General features: G+C 62.2%; 9 protein-coding genes. 3 read left to right on the top strand and 6 right to left on the bottom strand.

Going from position 1 to position 15,498, the window contains the following annotated elements:
* Window positions 1-13: 13 nt before the first annotated feature.
* Both V8J63_RS12895 and V8J63_RS12890 read right to left on the bottom strand, forming a co-directional pair.
* Window positions 14-790, bottom strand: a complete 777-nt coding sequence (locus tag V8J63_RS12895; RefSeq protein WP_130887764.1) for a tetratricopeptide repeat protein — start codon at window positions 788-790, stop codon at window positions 14-16.
* Window positions 787-1,467 carry a Fe2+-dependent dioxygenase gene (locus tag V8J63_RS12890; protein WP_130901641.1) on the bottom strand — a complete coding sequence of 227 codons (681 nt, stop codon included), beginning with the start codon at window positions 1,465-1,467 and terminating at the stop codon, window positions 787-789. Before V8J63_RS12890 ends, V8J63_RS12895 begins: the two co-directional genes overlap by 4 nt.
* A gap of 207 nt (window positions 1,468-1,674) precedes the next feature.
* On the opposite strand from V8J63_RS12890, the gene V8J63_RS12885 reads away from it, so the two are divergent.
* From V8J63_RS12885 to V8J63_RS12875, 3 genes are all read left to right on the top strand, one after another.
* The gene (locus V8J63_RS12885) at window positions 1,675-3,996 is read left to right on the top strand and encodes a TonB-dependent receptor (protein WP_336464169.1); all 2,322 of its coding nucleotides are present in this window, start codon (window positions 1,675-1,677) and stop codon (window positions 3,994-3,996) included.
* A gap of 236 nt (window positions 3,997-4,232) precedes the next feature.
* Window positions 4,233-6,761 (top strand): PepSY domain-containing protein, encoded by a 2,529-nt coding sequence (locus tag V8J63_RS12880; RefSeq protein ID WP_130887766.1) that lies wholly within the window; start codon window positions 4,233-4,235, stop codon window positions 6,759-6,761.
* A 225-nt stretch (window positions 6,762-6,986) separates the two neighbouring features.
* Window positions 6,987-7,355, top strand: coding sequence for an endonuclease domain-containing protein (locus V8J63_RS12875; protein WP_024011583.1), 369 nt, complete (start codon window positions 6,987-6,989; stop codon window positions 7,353-7,355).
* A gap of 606 nt (window positions 7,356-7,961) precedes the next feature.
* On the opposite strand, the gene V8J63_RS12870 is transcribed toward V8J63_RS12875, so the two are convergent.
* From V8J63_RS12870 to ptsP, 4 genes are all read right to left on the bottom strand, one after another.
* The gene (locus V8J63_RS12870; RefSeq protein ID WP_336464168.1) at window positions 7,962-9,503 is read right to left on the bottom strand and encodes an alkaline phosphatase D family protein; all 1,542 of its coding nucleotides are present in this window, start codon (window positions 9,501-9,503) and stop codon (window positions 7,962-7,964) included.
* 175 nt (window positions 9,504-9,678) lie between these two features.
* Window positions 9,679-11,412 carry a PTS fructose-like transporter subunit IIB gene (locus tag V8J63_RS12865; RefSeq protein ID WP_336464167.1) on the bottom strand — a complete coding sequence of 578 codons (1,734 nt, stop codon included), beginning with the start codon at window positions 11,410-11,412 and terminating at the stop codon, window positions 9,679-9,681.
* Between the two features lie 11 nt (window positions 11,413-11,423).
* Entirely contained in the window at window positions 11,424-12,365 is a 942-nt protein-coding gene (pfkB, locus tag V8J63_RS12860) for a 1-phosphofructokinase (protein ID WP_160767825.1), read from the bottom strand.
* Window positions 12,365-15,226: a phosphoenolpyruvate--protein phosphotransferase gene (gene ptsP / locus V8J63_RS12855; RefSeq protein WP_336464166.1), complete on the bottom strand. Its 2,862-nt coding sequence runs from the start codon at window positions 15,224-15,226 to the stop codon at window positions 12,365-12,367. Before ptsP ends, pfkB begins: the two co-directional genes overlap by 1 nt.
* Between the last annotated feature and the right edge of the window lie 272 nt (window positions 15,227-15,498).

Raw genomic sequence — 15,498 nt, 5'->3', positions numbered from 1 at the left:
CATCCGTTGCCCTTCATCGCAGATGAGGGGCAACGGTCCGGGCACCCAATAATGTCATTCGCTGACGGTAGGCCTGAGCCATGCTGCGGATGTCCGGATGCGGGGAGGCCAGCAGTGACTCACTGCTGACACGAAGAAAAGCCAGATTGCCTTTGCTCATTGCTTCACCCAGCCAATTGAGGGCCTCTTCGATCCGCCCCTCACCCGCCAACACCGCCGCAAAACTGAACTGCCCGCGAAAATCCCCAGCCTCAGCCGAACGCCGATACCACTCACGCGCCGCCAAAGGATCCGCCGGGCACAGCAGCCCTTCCTCCAGATAGCGCCCCAGCAGATTCATCGATTTCGCATGACCCAGTTCAGCCGCGCGCCGATACAACGCCAGCGCCTGCAGATGATCAACCGCCACCCCGCGCCCGGTCGCCAGCAGATTGGCGAGGTTGTACATCGCCCAATCCAGTCCGGCCTCCGCTGCGATCCGATAATGCTGCGCAGCAATCGACGCATCCGCAGCAATGCCCCAACCCTGCTCATGACAACGGCCGAGCATATTGCGCGCCATCAGATGCCCGCGCCCGGCAGCGATGCCGAACCAGCGCAGCGCCAGCGCTTGATCCTGGGCGATGCCCTGGCCGTCGAGCAGGATTTGCCCAAGCAACGCCTGCGCTTCAACTTCGCCCTCACCCGCTGCCAGCAAAATCGCCTGCGCAGCACGGGCCGGACTTTCGCCGAGCATGGCACTGAGTTGTTCGCCGCTGAGGATTTCCTCGCGACGCAGTTGAAAACTCATACCTCGACCCAGCGCCGCAGCAAGTTGTGATATGTGCCGGTGAGGCGGATCAGCGATGGGTGATCTGGCATGTCCTGCGTGAGTTGCTGAATCGCGTCGTCCATCTCGAACAACAACGCGCGCTGACTGTCTTCGCGCACCAGACTTTGCGTCCAGAAGAACGAGGCATAACGCGCACCACGTGTAACCGCATTGACCTTGTGCAAACTGGTGCCCGGATACAACACCATGTCGCCGGCTGGCAGCTTCACGCGCTGGGTGCCGTAGGTGTCCTGAATCTCCAGTTCGCCGCCGTCGTAATCTTCCGGTTCGCTGAAAAACAGCGTCGCCGACAAATCGGTGCGCACCCGCTCGATGCTGCCCTTGGGCTGGCGCACGGCGTTGTCGATGTGGAAATCAAAACTGCCGCCGGCCGTGTAGCAGTTCACTAGCGGTGGGAAGACTTTGTGTGGCAGTGCGGCAGACATGAACAGCGGATTTTTCCACAACCGCTCCAGCATCGCCGCGCCGATTTCCTTCGCCAGTGGGTTGCCTTCGGGCAATTGCAGATTGTGCTTGGCCTTGGCCGACTGGAAGCCGGCGGTAATCTTGCCGTCGGCCCAATCCGCTTGCTCCAGGGCCTGGCGGATGCGCTGCACTTCGTCTTTTGCGAACAGCCCGGGAATGTGCAGCAGCATGGCGATGTCACCTGATGGCAAGAAGGCGGCAATGGTATTGATTCTTATTGACTGTGTAAAACCCCCAAGACGGATGAACAAGCAGAAACCGTAAGGGCAAATTGTAAAGAATGTAAATTCAATGCGAATAACAATGTTTCGCAATTGATACGAATACCTGTTTACCCTATATTCCGCCGCCTCAAATCCTTGGGGAGGGGAATAAAAATGGCACGTCAACACGCACAATTACCGGTCAGTTCACCACGTCTGCTCGCCTCGGCAATCGGTGTCGCAATCACCGCCGGCTCCGCTGGGCAGATGGTCTTCGCGGCGGAAAAAACCGACAGCAAAGCGTCCGGCAACGCCATCGCCCTGGACGCCACCGCCATCACCGGCGAAGCCCAGGACTCGACCTCCTACCAGGTCGAAAAAGCCTCCTCGCCCAAGTACACCGCACCGCTGGTCGACACCCCGCGCTCGGTCACCGTCATCCCGCAACAAGTGCTCAAGGACACCGGCGCGCTGAACATGCAGGACGCGCTGCGTACCGTGCCAGGCATCACCTTCGGCGCCGGTGAGGGCGGCAACCCGCAGGGCGATCGTCCGTTCATTCGCGGCTTCGACGCCCAGGGCGACACCTATCTGGACGGCGTGCGCGACACCGGTTCGCAGAGCCGTGAAATCTTCGCTGTGGAAAACATTGAAGTCAGCAAAGGCCCGAACTCGGCGATTGGCGGTCGCGGCGCGGCCGGCGGCAGCATCAACCTGGTGAGCAAGAAAGCCCATCTGGGCAACTCCTTCGACGGTGGCTTCACCTATGGCTCCGACCAGACCCAGCGCTACACCCTCGACGGCAACTACCAGTTCAGCGACAGCGCTGCCGGCCGTCTCAACCTGATGAGCCATGAGAGCAACGTCGCCGGTCGCGACAAGGTCGATTACGACCGCTGGGGTATCGCGCCGTCGCTGGCCTTCGGCCTGGGCACCGATACCCGCGTCAACCTCGACTACTACCATCTGGAAAGCAACGACACCCCGGACTCGGGCATTCCGTACACCATTCCAACCGGTGGTTCGGCCGCACGCACCAAGTCCAACCCGGACAAGCCGTACGCCGGTGGCGATCACGACAATTTCTACGGTCTGGATCGTGACTTCCGCAAGGGCCGCACCGACACCGCGACCTTCGCCATCGAGCACGACCTGAACGATGCGCTCACCATCAAGAACACCCTGCGCCACGGCAGCAGCATGCAGGATTACATCCTCACCCAGCCGGACGACAGCAAGGGCAACGTCAACAACGGCAGTGTCTGGCGTCGGGCCAACACGCGGGTGAGCAATACTGAAACCACCACCAACCAGACCGACCTGTTCGGCACCTTCTATGTGGGCGGTTTCAAGAACAGCTTCTCCACCGGTGTCGAATACACCCGCGAGCAGAGCGAGAAATCCTCGTACAACGTCAACACCGACACCACGCCGCGTACGACCAATGTGCCTTCCAGCAGCAACTGCACACCGGCGATGATTGGTGCCTCGAGCAATTACAACTGCACCTCGCTGTCGAACCCGAACCCGAACGATCCGTGGAACGGCGCGATCTCGCGCAACTACGCCGGCACCGACACCCAGGCCGACACCTACGCACTGTACGTGTTCGACACGCTGGAGTTGTCCGAGCAATGGCTGGTGAACATGGGCCTGCGCTACGACCACTTCGACACCGACTACAAAACCTACAACGCCGCAGGCCGCACCACCTCCAAGGGTGATGACACCAGCGAATTCGTCACCGGCCAGTTCGGCGTGGTCTACAAGCCGGCGGAAAACGGCAGCATCTACGCCTCTTATGCGACCTCGGCGACGCCGCCGGGCAACACTTTGGGCGAAGGTCAGGAAGGCAACCCGCTGGGCGGCACCCCGGATCGCAGCGGCAACCTGCTGAGCAGCGACATGGAGCCGGAAACCACCAAGAACTACGAGATCGGCACCAAGTGGGATCTGCTCAATGATCGCCTGTCGCTGACCGCCGACATCTTCCGCACCGAGAAGGAAAACGCTCGCGTGCAGGTCGACACCAGCTCCTACGAGAACGCCGGCAAGACCCGCGTGCAAGGCTTCGAACTGTCGGCCAGCGGCAAGATCACCGACAAGTGGCAGGTGTTCGCCGGTTACGCTTTCATGGACAGCGAGCAGGTAGATGGCGGCCCGCTGGGTCGCGCCAACGACGGCAACGATCTGCCGAACACACCAAAAAACAGCGCCAGCCTGTGGACCACGTATCAGGTCACGCCGAAGCTGACGATCGGTGGTGGCGCGTTCTACGTCGACGACGTCTATGGCAGTGTCGCCAACACAACAATGGTCGATTCGTACGTGCGTTACGACGCGATGGCGGCCTACAAGCTGACCAAGAACGTCGACCTGCAACTCAACGTGCAGAACCTGACCGACGAAACCTATTACGACAAAGCCTTCTCGACCCACTTCGCCAATCAGGCGGCGGGACGCACGGCGCTGTTGAGCACCAACTTCCACTTCTGACCGATGTGAAAACCTGTGGGAGCGAGCTTGCTCGCGAAAGCGGTGGCTCAGTGAAGTCGATGCTGACTGACACGACGCCTTCGCGAGCAAGCTCGCTCCCACATAAGATCTGCGAAACGGATCAGGCCCCGTTCATTCAGTTGAACGGGGCTTTTGTGTGTTACGCAAAACGCTTCTTGATAACCCACGGCATAATGCGCGCCGTGATGACAATTTCCGAACGGACGGCGAGTGACGTGTTGAAGAAAACCCTGTTCCAGTTGCACTGGTTTTTTGGCATCACCGCAGGGCTGGTGCTGGCCCTGATGGGCATCACCGGCGCGGCCTATTCGTTTCAGGACGAGATCCTGCGCGCGCTGAATCCGTCCGTTCTGCAGGTGGAAAAACAGGTCGCCGGCGTGCTGCCGCCGGTGGAACTGGTGGAGCGCATCGAAGCCGCGTCCGGCAAGAAAGTCGCGATACTCTGGGTCGAGACCGACAGCGGTCACGCCGCACGCGTTTACTTCACCCCACCCAAAGGCGAACGGCGTGGCGAGATGCGCTACTTCGATCCGTACACTGCCGAATTCAAGGGCGATGCCACCGGCCAGGACTTCTTCGGCCTGATGCTGCAACTGCACCGCTTCCTCGCTATGGGCGACACCGGGCGCAACATCACCGGCGCCTGCACCTTAATGCTGTTGTTCTTCTGTCTCTCTGGCCTGTATTTGCGATGGCCGCGTCAGTGGAACAGCTGGCGCGTGTGGTTGACCCTGGACTGGAAAAAGAAGGGCCGCGCGTTCAATTGGGATCTGCATTCGGTGGCCGGCACTTGGTGTTTGCTGGTGTATCTGCTGCTGGCGTTGACCGGTTTGTCATGGTCGTACGAGTGGTACAACAAAGGCCTGACCCGACTGCTTTCCGATGCACCGCAAAACGAACGCGTGCGTGGCGGTCGCGGCCCGGCGCCAGAAGGTCCGGCACCGACCGCCGACTACGCAGCGATGTGGAGCAGCATCTACAGCGCTGCCGGCCCGGGTCTGGCCGCGTACAACATTCGCATGCCGGCGGTGGCCGGCCAGCCGGCGACGGTGTTCTACCTGCTCGACAGCTCGCCCCATGACCGCGCGCTGAACCAGATCACCCTCGATCCGGCCACCGGAGTGGTCAAACGCGTCGACCGCTATGCCGACAAAAGCTTCAAGGCCCAACTGCTGACCAGCATTTATGCGCTGCACGTGGGCAGCTACTTCGGCCTCGTCGGGCGCATCATCGTGACGATTGCGGCGGTGTGCATGCCGCTGTTTTTCATCACTGGCTGGCTGCTGTATCTGGATCGTCGGCGCAAGAAAAAGCAGATCAAGGATGCCCGCCAAGGTCTCGCACAACCGTCCGCCGATGCTTCGGCATGGCTGATCGGTTTCGCCAGCCAGAGCGGATTCGCCGAACAACTGGCGTGGCAGACCGCAGGACAATTGCAGGCCGCCGGATTGCCGGTCAACGTGCAGCCGCTGGCCAATCTCAGCGAACAGGATCTGCGTGAGTCGAACAACGCCTTGTTCGTGGTCAGCACCTTCGGCGACGGCGAAGCACCGGACAGCGCCCGTGGTTTCGAGCGCAAAGTGCTGGCCAAGGCCTCGACACTCGACAGCCTCAACTACGCCGTGCTCGGCCTCGGCGATCGGCAGTACGCGCACTTCTGCGGCTTCGCCAAGCGCTTGCATCAATGGCTCGGCGAGCACGGCGGCAAGACCCTGTTCGCCCCGGTGGAGGTCGACAGCGGCGATCCTTATGCGCTGCGTCACTGGCAAACCCAACTCGGCCAGCTCACCGGACAGGCGCCGAGCGAAACCTGGCAAGCACCGAGCTACGACAACTGGACGCTGGTCCGTCGCGAACTGATTAACCCCGACAGCAGCGGTGCGCCGGTCTACCTGCTCGGTCTCAAAGCCCCGGACACCCGCAGTTGGCTGGCCGGTGACCTGGTCGAAGTGCTGCCACGCAACTGCCCGTGGGCCATCGAACATTTCCTCGACGGCCTCGGCATTCGTGGCGAAACCCCGGTGAAGGTCAACGGCATCGACGAACCACTGGAAGTGGCCCTCGCCTCACGGCAATTGCCCGAACACCGCGCACATCTGGTCGGTTTGCATGCGCAGTCGCTGGTCGACGCGATGGTGCCGCTGGCGATGCGCGAATACTCGATCGCCTCGATTGCCGCTGACGGCGTGCTGGAGTTGATCGTGCGTCAGGAACAGCACAACGACGGCAGCCTCGGCATCGGCTCCGGCTGGCTCACCGAGCATGCGCCTGTGGGCGGCAGCATCAGCCTGCGCGTGCGGCGCAACAGCGGTTTCCATCTGCCGAACGAACCCGTGCCGATGATCCTGCTGGGCAACGGCACCGGCCTGGCCGGCCTGCGCAGCCTGCTCAAGGCACGCATTGCCGATGGTCAGCAACGACAGTGGCTACTGTTCGGCGAGCGCAACCGTGAGCACGACTTCCTCTGCCGCGCCGAGCTGGAAGAGTGGCTGGTCAATGGTGATCTGGCGCGGCTGGATCTGGCGTTTTCCCGCGATCAGGCTGAGAAGATTTATGTGCAGGATCGCTTGCGTGAGTCTGCGGATGAATTGAAGAAATGGTTGGCAGATGGTGCTGTGATCTATATCTGCGGCAGCCTTCAAGGTATGGCCTCAGGCGTAGACCAGGCCCTCAACGATATCCTCGGCAGCGCCGAAGTCGAACGCCTGATCGAACAGGGCCGCTATCGCCGGGACGTTTACTAACGCCTGCGAAAAGCCCCTCACCCTAGCCCTCTCCCAATGGGAGAGGGGACCGATTGGGGGATGCTGGAGATCGACGCCGACCTGAGCGTTCTTCACTGAATCCATAGCCATAATCACCGCGGTCGGCTCCCTCTCCTCCTGGGAGAGAGCTGGGCGGGCCGCGTTCCGATGAGGGAAATGGGCTACTGTTAAATCTCCACTCAACTTCACAAGGACCGTGAAGCCATGCCAAGCCGCCCTACCCTCGCCCAATTCGCCCGCCACTTACGCACCAACCAGACAGATTGCGAACACCTGCTCTGGCAGCGCCTGCGTTCCCGGCAAATCGCCAACCTTAAATTTCGCCGACAGTTTCCATGTCCGCCGTTTGTGCTGGATTTCTATTGTGTGGAGTTGAGGTTGGCGATTGAGCTGGATGGTGGCCAGCACTATGAGACGGCCGGGGTGCTTCACGATCGGCGCCGGTCGAACTTCCTGTCTCAACAAGGCATTGAAGTCGTGCGATTCAGCAATCTTGAGGTGCTTCAGCAGATGGATGATGTATTGGAGCAGATCATCAGAATTGCGGCAGAGCGGAAAATGCCCTCACCCTAGCCCTCTCCCAGAGGGAGAGGGGACTGATTGGGGGATGCTCGAGATCGACGCCGACCTGAGCGTTCTTCACTGAATCCATAGCCATAATCACCTGAGTCTTCCAGGTCGATGCATAGCGCAAGACACCTCAGTCGGCCCTCTCCCTCCCAGAGGGAGAGGGGACTGATTGGGGGATGCTTGAGATCGACGCCAGCCTGAGCGCTCTTCACTGAATCCAAAGCCACAATCACCTCGGTCTACCAGGTCGATGCATGACGCAAGACACCTCGGTCGGCCCTCTCCCTCCCAGAGGGCGAGGTGACTGATTGGGGGATGCTTGAAATCGACGCCGACCTGAGCGTTCTTCACTGAATCCAAAGCCACAATCACCTCGGTCTTCCAGGTCGATGCATAGCGCAAGACACCTCAGTCTGCCCTCTCCCTCCCAGAGGGTGAGGGGACTGATTGGGGGATGCTCGAGATCGACGCCAACCTGAGCGTTCTTCACTGAATCCAAAGCCACAATCACCTCGGTCTTCCAGGTCGATGCATGACGCAAGACACTTCGGTCGGCTCCCTCTCCCTCCGGGAGAGGGCTGGGGTGAGGGGCTTTTGATCCCAGCGTGATTAAACAGGCTGCAACTTCTGCTCAAACACTGCTACCCCATCCAGATCCCGCAACACCACGCTCATCTCCCCGCTCTGCGCTTCAATATTCACCTCACCAAAAAACTGAAACCCGGCAAACGGCGAGGTGTTCTGTGCGGGCGGTGCCTTCTCGAACACCACCTCAGGCCCGAACGTCTTGTCCAGTGGATTCGGCCCGAAACTGCCGGCGTTCAACGGCCCGGCGACGAATTCCCAGAACGGTTCGAAATCCTGAAACGCGGCGCGGTCCGGGTGGTAGTGATGCGCCGCGCAGTAGTGCACGTCCGCCGTCAGAAACACGAAATTGCGCACCTGCTGCGCGCGCAGAAAGCCGAGCAGTTCGGCGATTTCCAATTCACGCCCCTGCGCCGGGCCGGGGTCGCCGTTGGCCACGGCTTCCCAACGCGCAACGCCCGGGCTGACCTCGCCGTCCGGGACGCCAAGGCCGATGGGCATGTCGGCGGCGATGACTTTCCACTGCGCCTTCGATGCCTGCAACTCACGCTTGAGCCAGTCCAGCTGCTCGCGGCCGAGAAACGGTTTTGCCGCGCCGAGGTTGGCATCGTTGGCTTCGCGATAGCTGCGCATATCCAGCACGAATACGTCGAGCATCGGCCCGTAACTGAGCTTGCGATAAATGCGCCCGCCGCCGTCCGCCGCCTGCAAACGCATCGGCGCATATTCGAGCCACGCCTGCCGCGCACGGCCGACCAGCTTGTGGATATCTTTCTCCTGATAACGCTCATCCAGCTGCTTGCCCGGCGACCAGTTGTTGACCACTTCGTGATCGTCCCACTGCCAGATCTGCGGCACTTCGGCGTTGAAGCGACGGATGTTTTCGTCCATCAGGTTGTAGCGATAGTTGCCGCGATAATCGTCGAGGGTCTGCGCGACTTTGCTCTTGGCTTCGGTGGTGATATTGCGCCAGATGCGCCCGCTTTCGGTGGTCAGTTGCGCGGGCACCGGGCCGTCGGCGTAGATGGTGTCGCCGCTGTGAATAAAGAAGTCCGGCAGGCGCAGGCGCATGGCTTCGTAGATGCGCATCCCGCCGATGTCCGGGTTGATCCCGAAGCCCTGGCCGACGGTGTCACCGCTCCAGACAAAACGGATGTCGCGTTTTGTCGTTGGCACGCTGCGCAGATGGCCGAACCATGGTTCGCTGGCGACGCCGCTCTGCGCATCTTCGAAGTGCACGCGATAGAAGATTGCCTGGTTGGCCGGCAGGCCGGTGAGTTCGACGCGGGCGGTGAAATCGCTGCGCGCATCGGCCAGTGGCGAGACGAATTTGCGCGGGTTGCCGAACAGGCTGCCGGTGTCCCACTCGAACACCATGCGCGCCGGCCGATCGCTGCGGCTCCAGATCATCGCGCGGTCGCCGAGCAGGTCGCCGGACTGCACGCCGTCGGTGAGTTGCGGACGATCCTTGACCGAGGCAATCAGCGCCGGCGCCAGCCCCGGCAGCAACAGCCCGGCGCCGACCGCTTGCATGACGCGACGCCGACCGAGATTGAAATCGCTCATGGTGTTCTCCCTGCAAAAGGGAAAACTTAAGCACGCCTATATGAACTCGCCATGACACCACTAACCATTGTGGGAGCGAGCCTGCTCGCGAAAGCGGTGTGCCAGTCTACATACATGTCGCTGGTAGATTGCATTCGCGAGCAGGCTCGCTCCCACAGGGATTTGGTGTTGTCGGTCAGGCCTTGGCGGGCTCCAGCGCTAACTCGACAGCCTCCGGCCGTTTGAGCAACGCATACACCACTGCCGTAACCAGGCTCCCCGCAACAATCGCCAGCAGATACAGCAGCGCATGGTTGATCGCATTGGGGATCGCCAGCACGAACAAGCCACCGTGCGGCGCCATCAGTTTGCAGCCGAAGTACATCGACAAGGCGCCGGTCAGCGCGCCGCCAGCGATGCTCGCCGGAATCACCCGCAGCGGATCTTTCGCAGCGAACGGAATAGCCCCTTCGGAGATGAAGCACAAACCGAGCACGAAGGCCGCTTTGCCGGCCTCGCGCTCGGTCTGGGCGAACTTGCGCCGGGCAATGAAGGTGGCGATGCCCAGGCCAATCGGCGGCACCATGCCGGCGGCCATGGTTGCGGCCATCGGTGCGTAGCTCTGCGAGGCCAGCAGCCCCACCGAAAACGCATAGGCAGCCTTGTTGATCGGCCCGCCGAGGTCGACGCACATCATGCCGCCGAGCAACACACCCAGCAGAATTGCGTTGGTGGTGCCCATGCTGTCGAGGAACTGGGTAAGCGCGGCGAGCATGCCGGCGACCGGTTTGCCGACCACGTAAATCATCACGAGGCCGGTGACCAGACTGGCCAGCAACGGAATGATCAGAATCGGCTTCAGCGCTTCCAGGCTCTGCGGCAATTTCACATAGCGGGCGATGGCTTTGGCGGCGTAACCGGCGATGAAACCGGCGATGATCCCGCCGATGAATCCGGCGCCCAGAGTGCCTGCGAGCAAGCCGCCGATCATTCCCGGCGCAAGGCCCGGGCGGTCGGCGATCGAGTAGGCGATGTACCCGGCGAGTAGCGGCACCATCAGCTTAAACGCGGTTTCGCCGCCGATCTGCATCAGCGCCGCCGCCAGCGTGCCTTCTTCCTTGTAAGCGGTGATGCCGAACACGAAGGACAACGCGATCAGCAAACCACCCGCCACCACCATCGGCAGCATGTACGACACACCCGTGAGCAAGTGTTTGTAGACGCCGGTTTTTTCCGACTTGGCCGGAGCCTTGCCGTCGCTTGCCGCGCTTTCGACAGCGCCTTCGGCCAGGGCTTTTTTCAGGGTCGCTTCGGATTGCTTCAGCGCAACGCCCGTGCCGCAGCGATAGATTTTCTTGCCGGCGAAACGCTCGGTAGCGACGTCGATATCCGCCGCCAGCAGCACCACGTCAGCCTCGGCGATGGCCGTTGCGCTGAGTGGCGTTTTCGCGCCCACCGAGCCTTGGGTTTCGACCTGCAATTCATAGCCCAGGCGCTTGGCAGTCTGCTGCAACGCTTCGGCGGCCATAAAGGTGTGGGCGACGCCGGTCGGGCAGGCCGTGATGGCGACGATGCGTGGCGCACGTGGCGCGTCAATCGCCGCTTCGACTGCGCTGGCCACGTAGACTTCGGCTTCTTCAGCACCGCGACGCAGTATCGCTTCGACATCCTGCAAGGCCTGCGCCGGAGCGATCTGGAACACGCGCTTGCCGACGAAGCGACTCATGTCCACCGCGCCGGTGGTGACCAGCAACACCCATTCGGCGGCTTCGATGGTCGCCGCCGACAATTCGCGTTCCGGGTGTGCCGGATCGACCACTTCAACGCTGGTGCTCCAGCCCTGACGCTGCGCCGCTGCATCGAGCAGACGCGCGCACAGCACACTGGTAACCATGCCGTTCGGGCAAGCCGTAACAATGGCTAACTTCATCACAAACCCTCTTATTGTTCTGTCAGGGGGCGCACGCGCACGCCCTGTTCGAGCTGCGCCAGTTGCGCAGCGTCGTTGATGCCAAAACCGATCTGGGTCACCGCCATTGCCGCAATCGCGGTGGCGGTGCGCAGGGTTTGCTCGGGGGTGTCGGCGCTGAGCAGACCGTGGAGCATGCCGGCCAGCAATGAATCGCCGGCACCAACCGTGCTGGCCACGCTGACCTTCGGCGGCGAGGCATGCAGGGCCGAGCCGACACTGAACCAGTTGACCCCGTCAGCGCCGTGGGAAATCACCACGTGCTCGATGCCTTGGCCGTGCAAACGTGCGGCGGCTTGTGCTTCGGCGATCGGCGACACCACTTCGCAGCCGAGGGCGTGGGCCAATTCTTCGGTGTTCGGCTTGATCAGCCAGGGGCTGGCCTGCAACGCCGCGCGCAAGGCTTCGCCGCTGGAATCGAGGGCGACTTTCAAGCCGAGCGCGTTCAACCGTTCAATCAGCTCGCGCAACCACTGCGCCGTGACGCCGCGCGGCAGACTGCCGGCGACCACCACTGCATCGTGCCCCGGTGCGATCTGCTGCAAGCGATCAAGCAAGGCTTGCTGCGCCGTTGCATCAACCACCGGGCCAGGCCCGTTGATGTCGGTGATGCGCCCGTCCTGTTCGGCGACTTTGATGTTGCTGCGCGTCTCGCCCGGCACGCGGATGAACGCGTCGACAAAACCACGCTTGGCGAACAGGGTTTCGAACGCTTGCTGATTGTCTTCGCCGAGAAAGCCGCTGACGGTGACCTGATGGCCGAGATCCGCCAGCACCTGGGCGACATTGACGCCTTTGCCCGCAGCGTGGGTGTGCATCTCCTCGCTGCGATTGACCTGACCGGCATCCAGCCGTGACAGCTCGACGGTGAGGTCGAGTGCAGGGTTGAGGGTCAGGGTAAGAATCTTGGCCATTACAGGGCCTCCACTAATGCGCGCACTTCATTCGCGCTGCCCACGGCCAGGGCCTGTTGGGCGAGGGTTTGCGCCTGGGTCAGGCTGAGTTCACGGATGCGCGCCTTGACTTCGGCAATGCTGCGCCCGGACACGCTAAGCTCGTCGACACCGAGGCCAACCAGCACCGGCACCGCCAGCGGATCAGCCGCCAGTTCGCCGCAGACGCCCACCCATTTGCCATGGGCATGGGCGGCGCGCACGGTGATGTCGATCAGTTGCAGGACCGCTGGGTGCAAGCCATCCGCTTGAGCAGACAGGGTCGGGTGACCACGGTCGATGGCCAGGGTGTATTGGGTCAGGTCGTTGGTGCCGACGCTGAAAAAGTCGACTTCCTTGGCCAGAACCGGCGCGAGCAGTGCGGCGGATGGCACCTCGATCATGATCCCCAGTTGCAGGTCGGCGACTGGAATTTCCAGACGCAGGCGTTCGGTCATGTCGCGGGCCTGGCGCCACTCTTCGACGCTGCCGACCATCGGGAACATGATCCGCAGCGGACGGTTGTCGGCCGAGCGCAGCAAGGCGCGCAGTTGCGCTTCCATGATCTGCGGCCGCTGCAGGGTCAGGCGAATACCGCGCACGCCGAGGAACGGGTTTTCTTCCTTGGCGATCGGCCAATACGGCAGCGGTTTGTCGCCGCCGACGTCGAGCGTGCGCACCACCAGCGGACGTCCGGCCAGACCATCGAGGACGCGACGGTATTCGGCTTCCTGGGTCGCCTCATCCGGCGCCTGTGGGTGGGCCATGAAAATCAGTTCGGTGCGCAGCAGACCAATACCTTCGGCGCCCTGCTCCACCGCGCTGGTCACGCCTGCGCTTTCGCCGATGTTGGCGAACACTTCGACGGCGTGACCGTCGGTGGTGTGCGCCGGTTGATGGCGCTGTTCGGCGGCAATCTTCAGACGCTGCTCGCGGGTGTCGCGTTCTTCGGCGGCACGCTTGAGGGTCGCGGCATCGGCGTCGACATGCAGACGGCCACGCTGACCGTCGAGCAATAGCGGCGTGCCCGGCTCGAGCAACAGCACCGCTGCACCTGCGCCGACCAGTGCTGGAATACCGAGCGCGCGGGCGACGATGGCGCTGTGCGCGGTAGCACCGCCGCGCGCGGTGAGAATCCCTGCCACTCGCGCAGGATCCAGGCGCGCGACATCGGACGGGCCGACTTCGTCCATCACCAGAATGTACGGTTGCTCAGGTTCGTTCGCGGTTTGCACGCCACACAGCTGCGCCAGCACCCGGCGACCGATGTCGCGCAGATCGGCGGCACGCTCGGCGAGCAAAGCGTCCTGCAGCGATTCCTGCTGTTTGGCGGCGGCTTCGATCACCGCCATCCACGCCGCTTCGGCGCTTTCGCCTTGCTTGAGGCGGGTGTCGACTTCGTCGGTCAGATCCGGGTCGTCGAGCATTTCCTGGTGAGTGATGAAAATCTCGCGGATCGCCTTGGCCTTGCTGCGTTCGATCAAGCCTTGGATGTCGCGGCGCACGTCGCTCAGCGCTTGCTTGAGGCGCTCGCGCTCGATCGCGGCAGATTCGCCGCGCAACGGGTAATCGATGGTTTGCAGCACCTGAATGTGCGCAGGGCCGATGGCGATGCCCGGTGCGGCAGGAATCGCCTGCAACAGGCTGCCGGAGGCCGGAGCCACCAGCACTTCGGCGATGTCGGCGATCACTTCGCGCTGCTGACTCATGGCCGGCAGCGGCTCGACTTCCTCACCGAGGCCTTCTTCAATCGCCGCGAGCAGGGCGGGCAAGGCATCGGCGGCGATGCTCGGCTCGGCGATCAGCTCCAGCACCTGACCGCGCCGGGCGCCGAGGCTGAGCAGTTTGCTCAGGCTTTTGACCGACACGGCGCTGTCCTGACTGTCGACGATGCGCACGCGGATTTCGCCGTCGAAACTCTTCGCCAGTTGCGCGAGGATCTTCGCCGGCCGCGCATGCAAACCGTGGGCATTGGCTAGGGCAATACGTGCACTCGGCCAATCGGCAGGCAATTCACCGCCCAGCACTTCGAGGACTTTGCGGCTGCTGGTGGCGCGGCCCAATTCGTGACCACGACCTTCGATCAGCAACGCGCACAAACGCTCGAGCAGCGCCTGATGCGCTTCGCCCAGACTCGCCAGGCAGAACAGTCCGCTGAGCGGCTGGCCGAGGTAGCGCATCGGTTTGTCCGGGGTGACGAACGCCAGTCCCGGACGCTTCACGGTCTGCTCGCTGTGCAGCCACCACAGGCCGTCGCCCAGTGGCAGCGCTTCAACCTGCTGCAACACGCCGGCAAAGCCGTTGCTCACACATTCCGCCTGACGCAGCAGACGTGCGCCGCGCCAGACCAGTTCTTCGAAATCATCGGCCGACACGCCGAGGCCGATCATCTGCGCATCCAGCGCCAGTTCCTGCGGCGCGCCTTGCAACAGTTTAAGCAGCGCTTCGGGGGAGCTGGCGCGACGCAAGGCCTGGCCCAGATCGGTCTCGCCGAGGGCGCGGGTCAGCAGTTGCAGCAGGCGCAGGTGTTCATCGGATTTCGCCGCGATGCCGATGGCCAGATAAACGATCTGGCCATCGCCCCAATCGACACCATCAGGAAACTGCATCAGGCGCACGCCGGTGGCGAATACCTGATCGCGGGTTTCCGGCGTACCGTGGGGAATGGCGATGCCTTGACCGAGAAAGGTCGAGCCCTGGGCTTCCCGGGCCTGCAGGCCGGCGAGGTAGCCGTCGGCAACCAGACCGTCGGCGACCAGATGACTGGCCAGCAATTGCAGGGCAGCGGGTTTATCCACGGCCGACTGGCCCATGGATATCTGCTCTATAGTGAGCTCGAGCATGCGATCTCCTTTTTGGCGCAGTTCAACGCCAGGTATTGTTTTGAATGGTTCACAGCTTAGGCGCTCTGCCGCGCTTTTCAGCGGCAGTTTTGGCGGTTTCACGGCAGGACCGGCCAAAGGCGTCTAAAACGTAGAAAATACGCTTGCTGAAACGTTTAATCTAGATTGATCGGCACGTTACTCGATAATGTCTCATCCTTGAAGTCCAACTGGTCGGATCTGCCCAGGCAATAAGTCGACTGCCCTTATCGGGTAGGATTGGCGAAAATGTC

This window comes from Pseudomonas sp. CCNWLW23 (assembly GCF_037095675.1).
Lineage (GTDB): Bacteria > Pseudomonadota > Gammaproteobacteria > Pseudomonadales > Pseudomonadaceae > Aquipseudomonas > Aquipseudomonas atacamensis.
Note: the sequence above shows the minus strand (reverse complement) of the source record. Positions and strands in the feature narration are given on the sequence as shown.